The sequence below is a fragment of the uncultured Paraglaciecola sp. genome (genome assembly GCF_937123705.1).
GTDB lineage: Bacteria > Pseudomonadota > Gammaproteobacteria > Enterobacterales > Alteromonadaceae > Paraglaciecola.
On sequence record NZ_CAKZKO010000091.1, the window covers coordinates 1 to 19,255 of the forward strand.

Genomic DNA, 19,255 nt, shown 5'->3' on the forward strand with positions numbered 1-19,255 from the left:
CAGGTGGCTGGACTTGTTCAGCCTGAACTCAAAATTGAAATTAAGTGCATTGCTCATCTTTAGAACGGGCATCTAACTATATTTACAGTATTTACAGAGACAGCCAATGTAACTTCCATCGACAGCGTAGCTGATCTCTTTGTCGGCAACGCCGATGCTTTTGATTTACCCTCGACTCAAAGCTCGCCAATTATTAGGTGAATTTAGTAGGGCAATTTGCAGGGATGCAAATTGAGTTCGCCATTGCTGGGAGCAAGTGCGAACGACCTACTAAATTTGCCTAATAATTGGATGAAGAGCATTGCCCTCGAGCGGCATTTTTTGCTTACTTTTTGCTGCTGTTGGCAAAAAGTAAGTCGAGCGAAAGGGATTTCGTTTGAAAAAAGGCAAGGATGCCGTGTGCGAAGCACATAAGTGAACGAAGTGAATCATAAAAACAAAAAAGGTGAGCCAAAACTCACCTTCCCAAATTCAATTTAAATACAAACTAACCAATCTTCTCCAACCCACCCATATAGGATTGTAAAACTGTAGGCACAGTCACAGAGCCATCCGCCTGCTGGTTATTCTCCAAAATCGCCACCAAAGTTCGCCCTACCGCCAAACCAGACCCATTAAGCGTATGTAATAACTCAGGCTTATTACCTTGCGCACTTCGATAACGCGCCTGCATTCTACGGGATTGGAAGTCCAACATGTTTGAACATGATGAAATCTCGCGGTAGGTATTCTGCGCTGGTAACCACACTTCAAGATCGTAGGTTTTACATGCACCAAATCCCATATCACCGGTGCATAACAACATTTTTCGATAAGGTAATTCTAATAGCTGTAATACTTTTTCAGCATGGCCAGTTAACTCTTCTAGGGCGTCAAAAGAGGTTGCAGGTTCAACAATCTGCACCATTTCCACTTTTTCAAATTGGTGCTGACGAATGAGGCCACGGGTATCACGGCCATAAGAGCCTGCTTCACTTCTAAAGCACGGAGTAAAAGCGGTCATTTTTATAGGTAAGTCTTTTACGCTATAGATTTCGTCTCTGGCGATATTAGCCAGTGGCACTTCTGAAGTGGGAATAAGTGACAACCCCTGCCCTTCTTCGGTGGCAGGTTTAGTGTGAAACGCATCGCCCATAAACTTAGGAAATTGCCCTGTGCCTGTCATGCTTTCTGCATTAACCAGTAGCGGCACGTTGGTTTCTTCGTAGCCGTGCTCTTGGGTGTGTAAGTCCAACATAAATTGAGCAATAGCACGGTTAAGACGGGCGACTTGGCCGCGCATGACCACAAATCGTGATCCTGCGAGTTTGACACCTGCATCAAAATCCACGCCTTTGCTGAGGCTTTCGCCTAGATCAACGTGATCTTTCACTTCGAAATCGAATTCGCGGGGTGTACCCCAGCGGCTGATTTCAATGTTGCCGTCTTCGTCTTCACCTTGTGGTACTGAGTCGTCGGGTAAATTGGGAATAGATTGGGATTGGATGGTTATTTCGTCAAGTAAAACGCCTAACTCTGTTTTTGCTGCGTCTAATTCTTCACCTAACTTGCCGACCTCTGCCAATAGCGGTTGGATGTCTTCACCCGAGGCTTTGGCTTTACCAATAGATTTAGAGCGCACATTACGCTCGTTTTGTAATTCTTGTGTTTTAATTTGTAATGATTTGCGTTTTTCTTCAAGTGCGACAAAGGCATTTACGTCTAAATCAAACCCTCTTCTTTTTAGTTTTTCTGCGGTTTGCTGAATATCACCACGTAAATATTTTGGATCTAACATTTTGTTTTATCTAACCTTTTACTAGTTGAGTGCCTAACCATGCTGCAAATAAACAGCACACTATATTTAACATCACGTTAAGCGCGGCTTTTAGCCACATGCCTTGTTGAAAAAGCATTAACGTATCGACTGAGAATGTGGAAAATGTGGTGAGTGCACCAAGAAAACCAATTCCGATTGTTGTTCGCCATAAGGTTGCTTCTAATTGACCGTGCTCCAATAACGAGTACAAAAAGCCGAGAAAAAATGAACCAACTACATTGACCAGAAGTGTACCAAAAGGAAAGCCTTTGCCAAACCATTGAAGCATCAGTTGCGAAAGAAAATAGCGTAAACAGGCTCCCGATGCACCGCCAATGGCAATAAAAAGATAAAGAGTGGCGGTGTGCATATTATTTATATCTCTGCTTTGGACTTTGTTTATCCAAACTTTGTAAATAGTGCAGCTTTTCTTGTAGTTTCTTTTCTAGTCCGCGATTGCTTGGTTGATAATATTGCGTATCACGCAACTCTTCTGGAAAATAGTTTTCACCAGCGGCATAGGCGTTATTTTCGTCGTGGGCATAGCGGTATTCTGTGCCATAGCCTAAGTCTTTCATCAGGCTTGTTGGTGCGTTTCTTAAATGTTCTGGTACCGCGCTTTCGGGCGTATCTTTGGCGTGTTTTATTGCGGTCTTAAAGGCAACATACACGGCATTACTTTTCGCGGCGCTAGCACAATACAAAGTAGCTTGAGCTATGGCTCTTTCGCCTTCTGCAGGTCCGACTCGATGAAATATATCCCAAGCGTTTAAGCATATCTGCATGGCCCTTGGGTCGGCATTGCCTATATCTTCGGTCGATATAGCCAATAAGCGCCTAGCCACATAGAGTGGATCGCATCCGGCTACTAACATGCGCGCATACCAATATAACGCCGCATCAGGCGCAGAGCCTCGTACTGATTTATGAAAAGCCGAAATCAAGTCGTAAAACTGATCGCGGTTTTTATCGTATTGGGCGACTTTTTCTCCCACAGCCAGTTTTACCATCTCAACTGTTAGGGTTGGCTGTTGTGATCCTGATGGTAAAAAGTCGGCACTAAGCTCTAGATAATTAAGTAAACGCCTAGCATCACCAGCCGCCATATCAATTAACATCGACTCGGCATTGTCTTCTAATACAATCTGAGATAGCCCTAAACCACGCTCTTGGTCGGTCAGTGCCTGGGTTAGCACTTCACTTAAATCGTTCTCGCTTAGACTTTTAAGTACATAGACTCTAGCACGAGATAACAGAGCATTATTAAGCTCGAAAGAGGGATTTTCAGTAGTGGCTCCAATAAAGGTCACAGTGCCATCTTCAATATAGGGTAAAAACGCATCTTGCTGGCTTTTGTTAAAACGGTGAACCTCATCCACAAATAAAATGGTGCGCTGTTTATGCTGATTTGCATAATGTTTGGCGTTGTCTATGGCTAAGCGAATATCCTTTACGCCACTGCTGACCGCCGATAACCGTTCGATATGGGCATCACAATGTCTAGCAACTAGTTCGGCCAAGGTTGTTTTACCTGTGCCTGGAGGCCCCCATAAAATCATTGAGTGACATTGTCCACGTAATAATGCTGCGCGCAATGGTTTGTCTGGGCCTATGATGTGTTGCTGACCAAAATATTGGTCAATCACTTGAGGGCGCATACGCGCCGCTAAAGGAGCAAACTCGGCAACTGTATGGGGTGAGTCTTGGGTGTCTGCAAAGTCAAATTCTGCGGTCATGGCTATCTTTGGTCGTCCAACTCATAACCTTCAGGCATCTCAAAGACAAAAGTGCCCGCTGCGATAGGATTATTTTGCTGTATTTCAGAGAAGGTCAACAGGCTCTTCTGTTGTTGCCCGTCTTGGCTTTCAAGCTCAACTAAGCGGTCACCTTTAAACGTTAGCCGCAATGACTCTATGCCGCCGTTTGGCGCAATGGCGCTAATAAAAAATTGCTGTTTAGAATGGCTCACTTTAAATTCATCCCACTTTTCGCTATTGGGATCGGTTAACAAAATCAAAGGATTGTTTTTAAGGGTGGTGTCGGCTTTATAGGCAACGACTTGCTCTAAAAAAGGGTCGATACTCCAAATACTCTGACCATCGGCCAACAGTACACTTTCGTTAGGTGCAAATAGCTCCCAATACAGTTTATTGGGTTGTTGCATTACAATACGGCCAGTGGCTTGTTGTAATACGCTATTTTCAATATCCACTACTGTTTGGCTAAAATTGGCTTGGTAAGACACCAACAATGCCAGCTTGGCTTGCAACTGTTGTTTCGCATCCAGCTCTGTGGCTAATGATAATGTACTGCTAATCATTAATATGATAAATAAAAATAGTGGTTTTAAATAAGCTAATTTTTGCATCTAATACAACTTCTTGTGGGGTTAATCTCTAGGGGCGGCGGCAGCTAATACTTCGCGATTGCCATTATGCCCAGGTGAAGTTACGACGCCGCTTTGTTCCATTTGTTCCACTAATCTTGCGGCGCGATTGTAACCAATTCTGAATTTGCGCTGCACACTGGATACCGAGGCGCGTCTGGTTTCGGTAACAAAAGCTACGGCTTCATCGTAAAACACATCAAATTCTTGATCCGCGCCTTCGGGTTGTTCGCCTGGCAATAAAATTTCGGCACTGGCATCGCCGTTAAGAATTTCGTCAATATATTGCGGCGCACCGCGTTTTTTCCAATCGGCAACCACGGCGTGCACTTCGTGATCGTCAACAAAAGCCCCGTGAATTCGGGTAGGTACACCTGTACCTGGTGGTAAATACAACATGTCCCCTGCCCCTAATAATGCTTCTGCGCCGCCTTGATCGAGAATAGTACGAGAGTCAATTTTTGAGGACACTTGAAATGCAATACGAGTAGGAATGTTAGCTTTAATCAAACCGGTAATCACATCAACAGAAGGTCTTTGAGTCGCCAACACTAAATGGATGCCAGCAGCACGAGCTTTTTGTGCAATACGCGCAATTAACTCTTCTACTTTTTTGCCAACTATCATCATCATGTCAGCAAATTCATCGACAACCACCACTATGTTAGGCAGTTTTTCTAGGAAAGGGGCTTCGGTTTCCATGCTTTCTTCCGACTTCCACAATGGGTCGCGAATAGGCTCACCGGCTTCAATCGCTTTGAGCACTTTAGTGTTATAACCTTTAAGGTTTCTGACCCCAAGTGCCGACATCAATTTATAGCGTCGCTCCATCTCCCCTACGCACCAACGCAATGCATTGGCGGCTTCTTTCATATCCGTAACCACTTCAGATAACAAGTGAGGAATACCTTCATATACGGATAATTCCAACATTTTTGGATCGATCATGATCATCCGTACATCTTCAGGCGTGGATTTGTACAACAAACTTAAAATCATCACATTGACGCCCACTGACTTACCCGAGCCAGTAGTACCTGCCACTAATAAGTGGGGCATTTTTGCTAAATCCACCACCACTGGCTTACCCGAAATATCCGCGCCTAACACCATAGTCAAAGGAGAATCTGAGGATTGAAATACATCATTGCTGATCACTTCACTTAAACGCACCATCTCACGATTTTTATTAGGTAACTCTAGGCCAATCACTGACTTGCCTGGAATCACTTCTACTACTCGCACGGAAATAGCCGACATAGAGCGGGCTAAATCTTTAGATAAAGTAGTAATTTTGCTGACTTTAACCCCTGGTGCTAAGTCCATTTCAAAGCGGGTGATCACTGGCCCCGGATACACCCCCACCACTTTGGCCTCGATATTAAAATCGGCAAGCTTGGCTTCAAGCAAACGAGAAACCATGTCTAATTCTTCTGGGGTAATAGGATTTTTGATTTTATCTGCACGCTCAAGCAAATCAAAAGACGGCATGGGCCCCTGTTCAGTGTCTATGCTCAGGTCAGCATTATTATCATTGGCTGGCTCTGGGGCTGAGATTACAGGTTCAACCTTCTTAGCTCCTCTGGAAATACTGATTTTTTTCTTTAATTCACTAAGTGAAACTGGACTTTTCTCCACTGGCTCAGGATCATCTAAAATACTCTGCGGTACTATTGGTTCTACTGGAGATTCGGGGGCAAGATGTGATCCACCCTCATCATATTCTCTGCCCCAAAAAGCATTGTCGGCTGCTGGTATTGCAGCAGGCTCTTGCTCTGCCTTTTTTAAGGCTAATAGTTTAGTTGACGCGCCCTTAATTTTAGCGGGTGAATGGTATATTAGCCGGCTGATGCCTATTGCTAACTCACCAATTTTATCCACAATGGCCACCCAAGAAATACCGCTTAACAGAGTAAAACCTGTACAGAAAAAACATAGCAGTAATAATGTGGTGCCTATCAAACTAAAATACGGAATAAGAGATGAGCTCAATACGTCACCCACCATACCGCCAGAAGTGTAATTATGGATATCTTCCATATTTAAACTTAGTAATCCTGTGGCACCTAGTACAAATAAAATGCCGCCAATGAGCCTAAGACCAATGGTGAGGTAGTCTATTTCTAATAAGGTTTTGGTTTGTTGAAATAAAAACCAACCTAAAAATGCACAACAAAATGGCAAGCTATAAGCAAAAGAACCGAGGATAAAAAATAGGATATCAGCAAACCAAGCCCCAATTGGCCCTACCCAGTTGTTTACGTCGTTTTGTAATCCAGCTTGACTCCAACCGGGATCCGCAGGATGAAAAGACGCCATGGCCAATAATAGGAAGAAGGCAAAGACACAACTGATAATCATGCCTACTTCCATAATTCTTTGAATGCCTGTGAGTCGCGCCATAGTGTTTATTTTCGTTATGAGTAATTAGGATCTAGGTCCTATTAAAATTTAGATGTATAAGATACCAGTGCTGCAAAAGAAATCCTAGTTAGCATAGGGCTTTCGCTCGGTTATTAAACAATACCCGTAAACTAATTTTATTTAAGACTAATTTTAACTTGTGTTGATTCTTTTACCTCTTCCATTACCACGTAGGTTCGAGATTCACTTACTCCAGGCAAGCGTAATAAGGTATCACCTAGCAACTTACGGTAACTGGACATATCGGCAACCCGCGCTTTGAGTAAAAAATCAAAATTGCCAGAAACAAGATGGCACTCTTGGATATCTTCATGCTTACGTACAGCCGCAGAAAATTCTTCAAATATATCTACCGATGTTTTTGTAAGGGTGATTTCCACAAACACCAACATCGCCGCTCCTAACATACTGGGATCAACTCTAGCATGATAACCTGTAATATAGCCTTGTCCTTCTAGCCTTTTAACTCTTTCTAAACAAGGGCTTGCGCTAAGCCCTACTTTATTGGCAAGTTCAGAATTTGTAATTTTTCCATTTTTTTGCAACTCTATAAGAATATTTCTATCGATCCTATCAAGGTGCTTAGGCGTCTTTATTAGCATATTTTATTTTGCATTTTTAAAATTTTACAAAATATTATACTTTTGAAGCACAAATTACCAAATAACTTACTTTAAATATTCACTTATACTTCCGCCGATAAAATCCCCTTATTATTGGAGCGAGTTATGTTAATCGGTGTACCAAAAGAAATTAAAAATCATGAATACAGAGTGGGCCTAACCCCAGCTGCCGTTAAAGAGTTTGTACATCATTCACATCAAGTGTGGGTAGAAACCCTAGCAGGTCACTCCATTGGCTTTACTGATGAGCAATATATTGCCGCAGGTGCTGAAATTATTGCTACCCCTGAAGCCATTTTTGCGAAAGCCGATATGATCGTGAAAGTGAAAGAGCCGCAACCCAATGAATGCAAAATGTTGCGACCTGGGCAAACTCTTTATACTTACTTGCATTTGGCGCCCGATCCTACTCAAACTCAATTGTTGGTGGAATCTGGGGCAACATGTATTGCTTATGAAACTGTTACAGACAACAGAAATACCTTGCCACTGCTTGCGCCCATGAGTGAAGTAGCGGGCAGAATGTCGGTTCAAGCCGGCGCTCATTATTTAGAGAAAGCGCAGGGTGGAAGCGGCACATTATTAGGCGGCGTACCTGGCGTAGCACCCGGTAGAGTATTAGTCATTGGTGGTGGAGTGGTTGGTTTGAATGCGGCCAAAATGGCCCGTGGTTTAGGTGCAGATGTTGCCATACTCGATCGCTCATTAAATCGATTACGTGAACTAGATGATATCTTTGAAGGCAGATTAGCCACAGTATTCTCAACTAACGAAGCCATTGAGTACTATTCGTCAAGAGCTGATCTGGTTATTGGTGCAGTATTAGTGCCGGGAGCGGCAGCGCCTAAATTACTGAACCGAGAACACATCAAAAACATGAAACCTGGTTCAGTATTAGTGGATGTGGCGATTGATCAGGGGGGATGTTTTGAAACGTCTAAGGCTACCACCCATCAAGATCCCGTTTATGTGATTGATGATGTAGTGCATTATTGTGTGGCTAATATGCCAGGTGGCGTTGCTCGTACGGCCACTATGGCACTGAATAACGCAACCTTGCCATTTGGGCTTGCTCTAGCGAACAAAGGTCCTAAACAAGCTATGTTAGAGGATGCTCATTTACTGAATGGTTTAAATGTACATAAAGGTAAGGTCACCTATAAAGCTGTTGTCGATGCCTTAGGCCAAGAGCTTGACCTAGAGTATCTAGATGCTAAAACGGCTCTAGAGACCTTGTGAGACAATTGAGTTATTAATCTCCATCAAAGCGCTAAGTGGGTCGGCTGATTGAGTAATCGGTCGACCAATAACCAAATAATCAGAGCCAGCTTGAATGGCTTGTTTGGGTGTCATAATTCTTAGCTGATCCCCTTGAGCAGCCCCTTCTGGACGAATTCCTGGTGTCACGAGTTGAAAATCTGTAGCAACCTCAGCTTTAAGCAATGAAGATTCTTGGGCAGAGCACACTACCCCGTCTAAACCGCAACTGTGAGTCAATTTAGCCAACTTTAATACTTGTTGTGCGGGCGTGGAGTCAATACCAATTGCGGCTAATTGTTGCTGATCCATACTGGTTAATACAGTTACAGCAATCAAAAATGGCCTGTTGGCTCCATAACTTTCTAAGCTCTCCATTGCATGGGCCATCATTTTTGGACCGCCTGAGGCATGCACATTTACCATCCACACCCCTAAATCAGCCGCTGCTTGGCAAGCTTTGGCGACTGTGTTTGGAATATCGTGAAATTTTAAATCGAGAAAAACATCGAAATTTCTATCCACCAGAGTTTTTACAAAGCTAGGACCAAAGTGGGTAAACATTTCTTTGCCCACTTTTAACTTACACAAAGCAGGATCGAGCTTATCAGCAAAGGATTGGGCGTTATGTACTCGGTCAAAATCTAGGGCCACGACTACTTTTGGATCTGCGTTACTACTTACCACACCACTATTAATCAAACTACTCTCCGTCTAAACCTTTAATTGGCCGCACCACACCCCATTTTTTACAAGATGGACATAACCAATGAATTTTACTACCAGCAAAGCCACAGCTATGACATTTATATTTAGGCCTTTGTTTTATTTGTTCTTCAACTAGTTCTTTCAACAGCAGCAAACTATTAGTCGATTGCTCGTGATCTTGTAAATCAACATATAAACCCATTAAGGTTTTAAACCCCTTCATAGTGGGATGTTTTTTCAATTGCTCTAGTAATACTTCTGCGGCATTGGCTATTTCACCATCTTTTGCCATCAACTTCACTTTGGCTAAATAGGCAGTCGCACACTGCTGCCAGTATTCATCTAATACTTTGTTAAGCTTGGTATGGTCTTGTAGCTGCTCTGCACACTCTTCTATTAACGGCACAGCCTCGCTTAACCAACTGACGTCTCGACTGGGGATCTCCATCAAACAATCAATTGCATGGTTATATTTTTGTTGTCGCATAGCTATTTCGCCGGACAATAACCACGGGCGTACCGCCTTTTCATCGGCAACTATGGCTTTTTGTAGATTCGCTTCAGCCTCGATAAAATGGTTGTCTTTTATTTCAATACTGGCTTGTTCACAGTAAAAGTGGGCGACGCGTAAACATAATTCATCACTGTCACCACCCGCACCTATCATTTGTTCGGCTAATTCAATGGCTCTTGGCCATTCTTTAGTGGTTTGGTAAATATTAAATAACTGTACTTGGGCATTCAGGAAGTGATTCTTGCTATTGAGCAATTGCAAAAAAGCATTTTCAGCACGCTCTAAAAAGCCCGCTAGAATGTAGTCGCGGCCGAGTTCGTATAAAGCAGATTCTCGTTGCAAGGCAGAGATCTGCTCTTTGCTAACTAAATTTTGATGGACCCGAATGGCGCGATCAAGTTCGCCTCTGTGACGAAAGAATTTCCCCATGGCGATGTGAGTCTCGACAGTATCACTATCTAAGTCGATCATTTTAATCAGAGTATCGACCGCTTTATCAGGCTCATCAGATAACAGAAAATTTAAACCGCGGTAATAGTGCTTAGCTAATATACTGGAGTGCTTTTGTTGCGCTTGTCTGGCGCTGTTGCGCCCCATCACCCAGCCATATCCAGCGGCAACTGGTAATAGTAGAAAAAGGAGTTCTAACATTATGGTTTAAGAGTAGGTGCTGAGAGTTTTTTATTTTTTCTCTCTAAACTGCCAATCCGCCATTTTAATCCCAAGATATAACTTATCAGCAATAATAGTGAGAAAACAACGCCTAAAGAAAATGTCACAGCCAATAAGAGTGACATCCGCATTTCAGTTTCGGCTAATATATAGTTAATTAGTACGAGGTGACTATTTTGCGAGCCAATAAAACCCGCCACAATTAGCACTAACAACACCATCAATAATAACAAAAATCCTTTAACTTTCATTTATCCCCCTTTGGGATGCCTAATTTAAAATGGTATTGATAACTAAGGTGATCTTGATTATAGCTTTGATGATCCAATGTGGTCTACAAAATGAAGTGAAACAATATTAAAACAACTCTAACAAAAACGGCACCCTAATTGGAGTGCCGTTTTTAAAAATTTTACTAAAAAATCAACTAACTAGGGTCTCGTTAACCCTTTCTCGTAATTCTTTACCTGGTTTAAAATGTGGAACGTACTTGCCGTCAAGTTTCACAGTTTCACCGGTTTTAGGATTACGACCAACACGTGGAGCGCGATAATGTAATGAGAAACTACCAAAACCTCTGATTTCTATACGCTCACCTTTTTGTAAGGTTTGCGCCATTTGTTCTAGCATTTCTTTTATTGACGTTTCCACTTCCTTGGCAGGAACCTGACGCATTTTATCGGCTAGTCTTTCTATTAATTCTGACTTGGTCATTGTTTAAACTCTCTGTCATTCAAAAAACTGTTATTACCGATAATAAGCGCGTTAAGATATTTGTCAAAATTATTCATCTTAAAAAATATAGTTAACACGCTTACCTAAAACGTCAATTAGTCGTTTTTAGCTGCTTTAAATGCATCAGCAAATGCGTTAGAGAAGCTTACTTCTTCTTGCTGATTCACTTTATCTAGCGCGTCTTTCTCGTCTGCATGGTCTTTCGCCTTAACTGATAAGTTAACAGTGCGGTTCTTACGATCTACACCCATAAACTTCGCTTCGATTTCAGTATCAACACTAACAACAGTAGAAGCGTCTTCGATACGGTCACGTGATAAATCAGCAACACGTACATAACCTTCAACTTCTTCTGCAAGCTTAACAGTTACGCCTTTAGCATCAACAGCCGTTACCATACCAGTTACGATAGCGCCTTTCTTAGTATCAGTGATGTACTGATTGAAAGGGTCTTCTTCGATTTGTTTAACACCAAGAGAGATACGTTCACGCTCTGGATCAACTTGAAGAACAACAGCAGAGATTTCGTCGCCTTTCTTATATTCACGAACCGCTTCTTCGCCAGTTTTGTTCCAAGAGATGTCAGACAAGTGAACTAGACCATCTATGCCGCCATCAAGACCGATGAAGATACCGAAATCAGTGATAGATTTGATCTTACCACTAACTTTGTCGCCTTTGCTCTGTGCTTTAGCGAACTCTTCCCAAGGGTTAGGGATACATTGCTTAAGACCAAGAGAAATACGACGACGCTCTTCGTCAATTTCAAGTACCATAACTTCACATACGTCACCAAGGTTAACTACCTTAGATGGGTGAATGTTTTTGTTAGTCCAATCCATTTCTGAAACGTGAACTAGACCTTCAACACCGTCTTCGATTTCTACGAAACAACCGTAGTCAGTTAGGTTAGTTACTGCACCGCTTAATTTAGCGCCTTCAGGGTAACGGTTAGCAATTTCTTGCCAAGGATCGTTGCCCATTTGCTTCATACCAAGAGAAACACGAGACTTCTCTTTGTCGAATTTCAATACTTTAACGTTAATTTCGTCACCAACGTTTACGATTTCACTTGGGTGCTTAACACGTTTCCAAGCCATATCTGTGATGTGTAGAAGACCATCTACGCCACCTAAGTCAACAAACGCACCGTAATCGGTAAGGTTTTTAACTATACCTTTCACTTCATGACCTTCTTCAAGGTTAGCAAGAAGTGTATCGCGCTCTGCACTGCTTTCTGCTTCGATAACAGCACGACGAGAAACTACTACGTTGTTACGCTTAGCGTCTAATTTGATAACTTTAAATTCTAACTCTTTACCTTCAAGGTGAGTCGTATCGCGTACTGGGCGAACGTCTACTAATGAACCAGGTAAGAATGCACGCACTGTGTTCACTTCAACCGTAAAGCCACCTTTAACTTTACCGTTAATCACACCTATGATGGTTTCTTTTTCAGTGTAAGCTTTTTCTAATTCAACCCACGCTTCGTGACGTTTCGCTTTTTCACGAGATAAAATCGTTTCACCGAATCCATCTTCAATGGCATCTAGAGCAACGTCAATTTGATCACCAACAGCAACATCTAGTCCGCCTTCGGCGTTTCTAAATTGTTCTGCAGGGATAGCGCTTTCAGATTTAAGACCGGCGTCAACAAGTACTATATCTTTATCAATTGATACGATAGTACCTTTAACGATAGAACCAGGGCGGGTTTCAATTACTTTTAAACTTTCTTCGAATAGATCAGCAAAATTTTCAATCATAGTGTTTTAATATATTTCATTTAGACATCCACGTTACAATCCAGTGAGCGCGGGGTTGTTATTCATAACCAATTCATCCGTAATTTGGCAAGTTTTACTTCTTAATCATTTACTGAAGTAGATTGTCTAGTTAATTTCTCTTCAACAAATAATTCAATTTTTTCAAGTACTTGTTCAATATTCAACGCTGTTGAATCAAGTACTAATGCATCTTCGGCTGGCACTAAAGGAGCCACGGTTCGATTCGCATCTCGCTCATCACGGGCCCTTATGTCATCCAAAAGGCGCGGTATGCTAACATCATGGCCCTTATCTTTCAACTGCTTATAGCGTCTATCGGCACGTTCTTCTGCGCTTGCGGTTAGAAATATTTTGACCTGAGCCTCCGGGAAAACCACAGTGCCCATATCTCGGCCATCTGCCACTAAACCTGGGGCTTGTTTAAACCCTCTTTGGCGTCTAAGCAAGGCTTCTCGAATTGTCGGTAATGAAGCAATTTTTGATGCAGTCGCGCCCACTTCTTCAGTGCGAATAGTATCGCTAACATCCTCACCTTCTAAGATCACTCTAACGCCATTGGAACCGGCTTCAAAGTTAACATCTAAACCTGATGCAAGAGGTAATAGGCCGGTTTCGTCATCAGCAGGAATTTGGTGATGCAATGATGCTACAGCTAAAACTCGATAAATGGCGCCACTGTCTAAAAAGTGCCACCCTAATTTTTTTGCCAGTAAAGTACTAGCCGTTCCTTTACCTGCGCCGCTTGGACCGTCTATGGTGATGACAGGTTCTAAATACATGCGCTCTCCTAAGCGTATTAAAATCGGGCGCAATTATACGGATAGATATTAGATAAGCAATGACACTTTGGTTACAATTTATTAACCTCAAAAGCAACTTGGCTTAAGTCATATGATCCAAAGTGTCGGGATGCATTATTGGTGACAAATGGTTGCAAACCGTTCGAAATAATCAGGAAAGGTTTTCGCAGTGCAACGTGGATCGTTAATAGTGACCGCGGTATCGCTTAAGGCCACCAATGAAAAACACATTGCGACTCGATGATCGTTGTACGTATCAATTGCTGCATGCTGCAACTGTTGTGGCGGGGTGATACGAATAAAGTCATGCCCTTCTTCTACTGTTGCCCCCACTTTACGCAGCTCACAACTCATAGCGGCGAGTCGGTCTGTTTCTTTTACGCGCCAATTATAGATATTTCTGATTGACGTAGTGCCTGATGCAAAAAGTGCCGTGGTGGCAATAGTCATGGCGGCGTCGGGTATGTGATTCATATCTAAATCGACGGCCTTTAACGGGGCACTAGTGACTTCAATAAAGTCATCTTGCCAATTTACTTTGGCCCCCATCTTTTCTAACACTTCAGCAAAACGAATATCCCCTTGAATACTATTTTTACCTATGCCAGTGACTTTAACGGTACCGCCTTTTATGGCCCCTGCCGCCAAGAAATAGGAGGCCGACGAGGCATCACCTTCTACCATAAAGTGTCCAGGAGACTGATATTGCTGCGTCCCTTTAACAATAAATTGCTGATAGTTTTGATTGTCAACCTCAATACCAAACTGCGCCATAGTGTGCAGGGTAATATCGATATAAGGTTTAGATACTAGCTCGCCACTAATAACAATAGTGGTATCTTGTTCAAATAACGGCGCACTCATCAGCAATGCGGTAAGAAATTGGCTCGAGACACTACCATCAACAGTTACAGTGCCACCTTGTAAGGCATCCCCTTTAATTGACAAAGGCGGATAATCGGCATTTTTTAGATAAGCAATTGAGGCTCCAGCTTGGTGCAAAGAGTCCACTAAAGCCCCAATAGGACGCTCTTCCATGCGAGGTTCACCCGTTAGTTCAAACTCCCCTTTACTACAAGCTAAAGCGGCACATAACGGGCGCATGGCTGTACCAGCATTGCCTAAAAATAAACTCACAGGCTCAGTGACATTAAATACCCCAGCATTACCTGTTACCCAGCACTGGGTTTTACAGTCAGACAAGCGATAATGCACATTCAACTTAGTGAGTGCATTTAACATATGATGAATATCTTCACTGTCTAGCAAGTTTGTTAAATGGGTTTCCCCCTTCGCTAGTGCCGCCAGTAATAATGCGCGGTTAGACAAACTTTTTGAACCTGGGACATTGACGGTGCCATTAACCTGACGAATGGGCGTAAGATGCAATTGATCCATTATTTGTGTCTCCTCGCGAAATCTCGCATAAATTGGGTAAGTGCCAGCACCCCTTCAATGGGCATAGCATTATAAATGCTGGCTCGCATGCCACCGACATTTCGATGACCTTGCAGTGCGGCTAAGCCTGCACGCTCTGATCCAGCAAGAAAACTAGCGTCTAATTCTGTATTAGGAAGTTGAAAGGTGATGTTCATTTTTGAACGAAAATCTGGGTGTACATTATTTACATAAAAGCCACTTTGATCGATGCATTCATATAAAAGTGTCGCTTTTTCACTATTTTGTTGTGCAATACTTTCAACCCCGCCTTGAGATTTTAACCATTTAAACACTAACCCAGCTAAGTACCATGAGTAAGTGGGCGGTGTATTATACATAGAGCCATGCTTAGCCATGGTTTTGTAGTGCATAAAAGTTGGGGTTTCAGGCATAGCAAAATCTAAAAGATCGTCACGTACTATCACTACCGATAAACCAGAAGGTCCGATGTTTTTTTGGGCTCCCGCATAAATCGCCCCAAACTTGGATACATCTATTGGCTTAGATAAAATATTAGACGACATATCTACCACTATAGGCACATCACCACTTTGTGGAATGTGGTTGATTTCAATTCCATCCACGGTTTCATTGGCGCAGTAATGAAAATAGGCACTGTTTGGCGATATTTGTGCTGCGGTGATGGGCGGCACTGTGCTTAATCCGTCTTGTATCGTCACATCTGCAACAACATTGGTTTTTAAATATTTATTAGCTTCAGCAATGGCACTTTTAGACCAAGAGCCGGTCAGTAAGAAGTCCGCTGAATCGCCTCTTTTTTGAAGATTCATGGGAACGGCTGAAAACTGACCACGACCACCGCCATGGGCAAACAACACTTTGTAGTTATCAGGAACGGCCAATAATTCTCGAAGATCTTGCTCAGCGCTTTCGGCCATCGCAATATACTCTTTGCTGCGATGGCTGATCTCCATCACAGAGCGGCCCATGCCTTGCCAATTTAAAAACTCCTCTTTGGCCTTTACCATCACTTCTTTAGGTAACATGGCGGGACCTGCACAGAAATTAAAAATATTTGTCATTTTTTTTACCAAAAAAAACGAGCGGCATTAGCCACTCGTTATTGTTTCTAATTTATACCTTTCATCCTTGAAACTGCACCTTTGTTGACTGCATTCATTGGCCCCAATCACTTAGTTAACTAAGCTCATGGGGTCTCATTCATTTGCCGCCGCCGTGCAATTCTAATGATTTTGGGTAAACAAGGGGTCGCTGCCCAAATATTAACACCCATAAATCAGTGAGATCCCATATCTTTCAATATAAAAATTTGAACTCTCTTATTCGTCTTGGTTTTCTTCAGCATCATCTGCGGTGTTTTCAGTAACGTCCACTGTGGTTACTTCAGACGTTTCAGCTTCGACCTGTTGCACTTCAAGCTCTTCTATTTCGTCGATACGTTGTAAACCTACAACGTGTTCGCCTTCAATAGTTCGAATTAGGCGCACACCCTGAGTATTACGGCCCACAGTTGAGACTTCTTCAACTCGGGTTCTCACTAAGGTGCCTTGGTCGCTGATAAGCATAATTTCATCGCTATCATTAACCTGTACAGCGCCTACTACTTTACCATTGCGTTCAGACACTTTGATAGACACCACACCTTGAGTAGCACGACTCTTAGCAGGATAATCTACAACAGGCGTTCGTTTTCCAAAGCCGTTCTCGGTAGCGGTTAGGATCGCACCTTCACCTTTAGGCACAATCAAAGACACCACTTTCTGCCCTTCTTGTAAACGTATACCACGTACACCTGTGGCCGTTCTACCCATAGGTCGTAAGGCTAACAACTCTTCACCGGTTTCAGGATCCAGTTTCACATTGCCTGTTTCTGCGTCTCGTTGTTTTTCGTTAAAACGTACCACTTTGCCTGCGTCAGAGAACAACATAATATCATCATCACCGTGAGTGATGTCTACACCTATCAACTCATCGCCTTCATTTAAGTTAACCGCAATAATGCCGTTCGCTCTTGGACGCGAATAAGAGGTAAGTGCCGTTTTCTTCACCGTGCCGTTTGCAGTGGCCATTAATACATATTTACCTTCTTCAAATTCTTGAATTGGTAATATAGCCGTAATTCGTTCACCATCTTCAAGAGGAAGAATATTCACTATAGGTCGGCCACGGGCGTTTCTGCTGGCAAGGGGCAATTGATACACTTTGAGCCAGTACAAACGACCTCGTGTCGAGAAGCACAAAATATGATCATGGGTATTGGCCACCAGTAACTTTTCAATGAAATCTTCGTTCTTCATCTTAGTGGCTGACTTACCACGACCACCACGACGCTGGGATTCATAATCATTGAGTTTTTGATATTTCACGTAGCCTTCACGAGACAAGGTCACTACTACTTCTTCGCGCTCAATCAAGTCTTCAATATCAATATCATGGGAGGCGGCAGTGATCACAGTACGGCGTTCATCACCGTATTCCTCACGAATTTTTTCTAGCTCTTCGCGGATCACTTCCATTAAACGCTCTGGGCTACCTAAGATATGCAATAGTTCCGCAATAACATCTAGTAACTCTTTGTATTCGGCTAAAATTTTGTCGTGCTCTAAACCTGTTAGTTTGTTTAAACGCAGGTCAAGAATAGCTTGAGATTGTTGTTCGGTTAGATAATACAAGCCGTCACGAATACCATACTGCGGCTCTAACCAATCTGGTCGTGCGGCATCGTTACCGGCACGCTCTAACATCTCAGCTACATCACCTAATGCCCAACCTTGAGCGGTTAAGGTCACTTTCGCTTCAGCGGGACTCTTAGACGCCTTGATCATCGCAATGATAGGGTCGATATTAGCCAGCGCGATAGCTAATCCTTCAAGAATATGGGCTCGCTCACGGGCTTTTTTCAGTTCAAACACCGTGCGTCGTGTCACTACTTCGCGGCGATGCAACACAAATGCTTTTAAGATATCCAGTAAATTAAATATCTTAGGCTGGGTTTTATCTAGGGCCACCATATTAATACCAAACACAGTTTGCATTTGGGTTTGGGCGTACAACTGGTTTAACAATACTTCTGCAGATTCGTTGCGTTTTACTTCAACCACAATACGCATGCCGTCCTTATCAGACTCGTCACGTAGTGCAGAAATTCCTTCAATTTTTTTCTCTTTAACCAATTCGGCAATTTTTTCAATCAATCGCGCCTTGTTCACTTGATAAGGTATTTCGTGAACAATAATGGTTTCTTTACCGCTATCTTCGGTTTCTATTTCGGCACGAGCACGCATATAAATTTTGCCACGACCAGTGCGATAAGCTTCTTCGATGCCTTTTCTGCCACTTATAAAGGCGGCAGTTGGGAAATCTGGTCCAGGAATGTGTTCAATCAGCTCTTCAATGGTTAAGTCAGGATTATCCACCAAAGCAATACAACCATTGACTACTTCTGTAAGGTTATGAGGCGGTATATTGGTTGCCATACCTACTGCAATACCTGAAGAGCCATTAACTAACAAATGTGGCACTCGAGTAGGCAATACGTTGGGAATATATTCTGACTCGTCGTAGTTTGGTACAAAATCGACGGTTTCTTTTTCTAAATCAGATAATAATTCGTGGGCAATTTTTGCCATACGAATTTCGGTATAACGCATAGCGGCCGCTGAGTCACCGTCAACCGAACCAAAGTTACCTTGGCCATCAACTAGCATGTACCTAAGTGAAAAAGGTTGGGCCATACGTACTATAGTATAGTATACAGCGGAGTCACCGTGGGGGTGATATTTACCTATTACGTCACCTACTACACGGGCAGATTTCTTATAAGGTTTATTAAAATCATTTTTTAATTCGTTCATGGCAAATAAAACCCGGCGATGCACCGGTTTTAAGCCATCTCGTACATCAGGCAGCGCCCTGCCAACAATAACGCTCATCGCATAGTCGAGATAAGAGTTTTTAAGTTCTTCTTCTATATTAATTGGAAGAATTTCATGGGCGTGATCAGTCATATACAGCCTTGTCCCTAGTCGTTATTATTGGAGTATCAATGTAGTAAAATGCGTATTTCAACAATAGGCTAATACCTATAATTGAGTTCACCTTTTCACCGATATTTATCTTTATTTTGAAC

16 protein-coding genes are annotated in these 19,255 nt (G+C 42.6%); 1 reads left to right on the plus strand and 15 read right to left on the minus strand.

The genetic code is table 11. The features are described from left to right. Window positions 1-487: 487 nt before the first annotated feature. The 6 genes from serS to lrp form a co-directional block, all read right to left on the minus strand. Window positions 488-1,777 carry a serine--tRNA ligase gene (gene serS, locus Q0688_RS12270; protein WP_299076811.1) on the minus strand — a complete coding sequence of 430 codons (1,290 nt, stop codon included), beginning with the start codon at window positions 1,775-1,777 and terminating at the stop codon, window positions 488-490. A 10-nt stretch (window positions 1,778-1,787) separates the two neighbouring features. Beyond that, window positions 1,788-2,168, minus strand: coding sequence for a fluoride efflux transporter CrcB (gene crcB / locus Q0688_RS12275; protein WP_299076814.1), 381 nt, complete (start codon window positions 2,166-2,168; stop codon window positions 1,788-1,790). Window position 2,169: 1 nt separating this feature from the next. Then, window positions 2,170-3,534, minus strand: coding sequence for a replication-associated recombination protein A (locus Q0688_RS12280; RefSeq protein ID WP_299076817.1), 1,365 nt, complete (start codon window positions 3,532-3,534; stop codon window positions 2,170-2,172). A 2-nt stretch (window positions 3,535-3,536) separates the two neighbouring features. Continuing rightward, window positions 3,537-4,166, minus strand: a complete 630-nt coding sequence (gene lolA, locus Q0688_RS12285) for an outer membrane lipoprotein chaperone LolA (protein ID WP_299076820.1) — start codon at window positions 4,164-4,166, stop codon at window positions 3,537-3,539. A gap of 21 nt (window positions 4,167-4,187) precedes the next feature. Further along, entirely contained in the window at window positions 4,188-6,587 is a 2,400-nt protein-coding gene (locus tag Q0688_RS12290) for a DNA translocase FtsK (RefSeq protein WP_299076823.1), read from the minus strand. Window positions 6,588-6,724: 137 nt separating this feature from the next. After that, the gene (lrp, locus tag Q0688_RS12295) at window positions 6,725-7,210 is read right to left on the minus strand and encodes a leucine-responsive transcriptional regulator Lrp (protein WP_299076826.1); all 486 of its coding nucleotides are present in this window, start codon (window positions 7,208-7,210) and stop codon (window positions 6,725-6,727) included. 126 nt (window positions 7,211-7,336) lie between these two features. On the opposite strand from lrp, the gene ald reads away from it, so the two are divergent. Then, window positions 7,337-8,470 carry an alanine dehydrogenase gene (gene ald / locus Q0688_RS12300; protein WP_299076829.1) on the plus strand — a complete coding sequence of 378 codons (1,134 nt, stop codon included), beginning with the start codon at window positions 7,337-7,339 and terminating at the stop codon, window positions 8,468-8,470. Here ald and pyrF read toward each other — a convergent pair. The 9 genes from pyrF to gyrA all read right to left on the minus strand — a co-directional run bounded on the left by pyrF (window position 8,456) and on the right by gyrA (window position 19,133). Then, window positions 8,456-9,190 carry an orotidine-5'-phosphate decarboxylase gene (pyrF, locus tag Q0688_RS12305; RefSeq protein WP_299076833.1) on the minus strand — a complete coding sequence of 245 codons (735 nt, stop codon included), beginning with the start codon at window positions 9,188-9,190 and terminating at the stop codon, window positions 8,456-8,458. The two genes, ald and pyrF, sit on opposite strands and share 15 nt — an antisense overlap. A gap of 1 nt (window position 9,191) precedes the next feature. Then, window positions 9,192-10,361 (minus strand): lipopolysaccharide assembly protein LapB, encoded by a 1,170-nt coding sequence (gene lapB, locus Q0688_RS12310; protein ID WP_299076836.1) that lies wholly within the window; start codon window positions 10,359-10,361, stop codon window positions 9,192-9,194. Next, on the minus strand, window positions 10,361-10,633 hold the full coding sequence (locus Q0688_RS12315) for a LapA family protein (RefSeq protein ID WP_299076839.1): 273 nt from the start codon (window positions 10,631-10,633) through the stop codon (window positions 10,361-10,363). Before Q0688_RS12315 ends, lapB begins: the two co-directional genes overlap by 1 nt. A gap of 172 nt (window positions 10,634-10,805) precedes the next feature. Beyond that, window positions 10,806-11,096, minus strand: a complete 291-nt coding sequence (gene ihfB / locus Q0688_RS12320; protein ID WP_299076842.1) for an integration host factor subunit beta — start codon at window positions 11,094-11,096, stop codon at window positions 10,806-10,808. A 116-nt stretch (window positions 11,097-11,212) separates the two neighbouring features. Then, window positions 11,213-12,883, minus strand: a complete 1,671-nt coding sequence (rpsA, locus tag Q0688_RS12325; RefSeq protein WP_299076846.1) for a 30S ribosomal protein S1 — start codon at window positions 12,881-12,883, stop codon at window positions 11,213-11,215. A 101-nt stretch (window positions 12,884-12,984) separates the two neighbouring features. After that, a complete protein-coding gene (gene cmk / locus Q0688_RS12330; RefSeq protein WP_299076849.1) occupies window positions 12,985-13,683 on the minus strand; it encodes a (d)CMP kinase in 699 nt (232 codons plus the stop codon). 135 nt (window positions 13,684-13,818) lie between these two features. Next, the gene (gene aroA, locus Q0688_RS12335; protein ID WP_299076852.1) at window positions 13,819-15,102 is read right to left on the minus strand and encodes a 3-phosphoshikimate 1-carboxyvinyltransferase; all 1,284 of its coding nucleotides are present in this window, start codon (window positions 15,100-15,102) and stop codon (window positions 13,819-13,821) included. Further along, window positions 15,102-16,187 (minus strand): 3-phosphoserine/phosphohydroxythreonine transaminase, encoded by a 1,086-nt coding sequence (gene serC, locus Q0688_RS12340; protein WP_299076855.1) that lies wholly within the window; start codon window positions 16,185-16,187, stop codon window positions 15,102-15,104. Before serC ends, aroA begins: the two co-directional genes overlap by 1 nt. Window positions 16,188-16,445: 258 nt before the next feature. Next, window positions 16,446-19,133, minus strand: a complete 2,688-nt coding sequence (gene gyrA, locus Q0688_RS12345; protein ID WP_299076858.1) for a DNA topoisomerase (ATP-hydrolyzing) subunit A — start codon at window positions 19,131-19,133, stop codon at window positions 16,446-16,448. Between the last annotated feature and the right edge of the window lie 122 nt (window positions 19,134-19,255).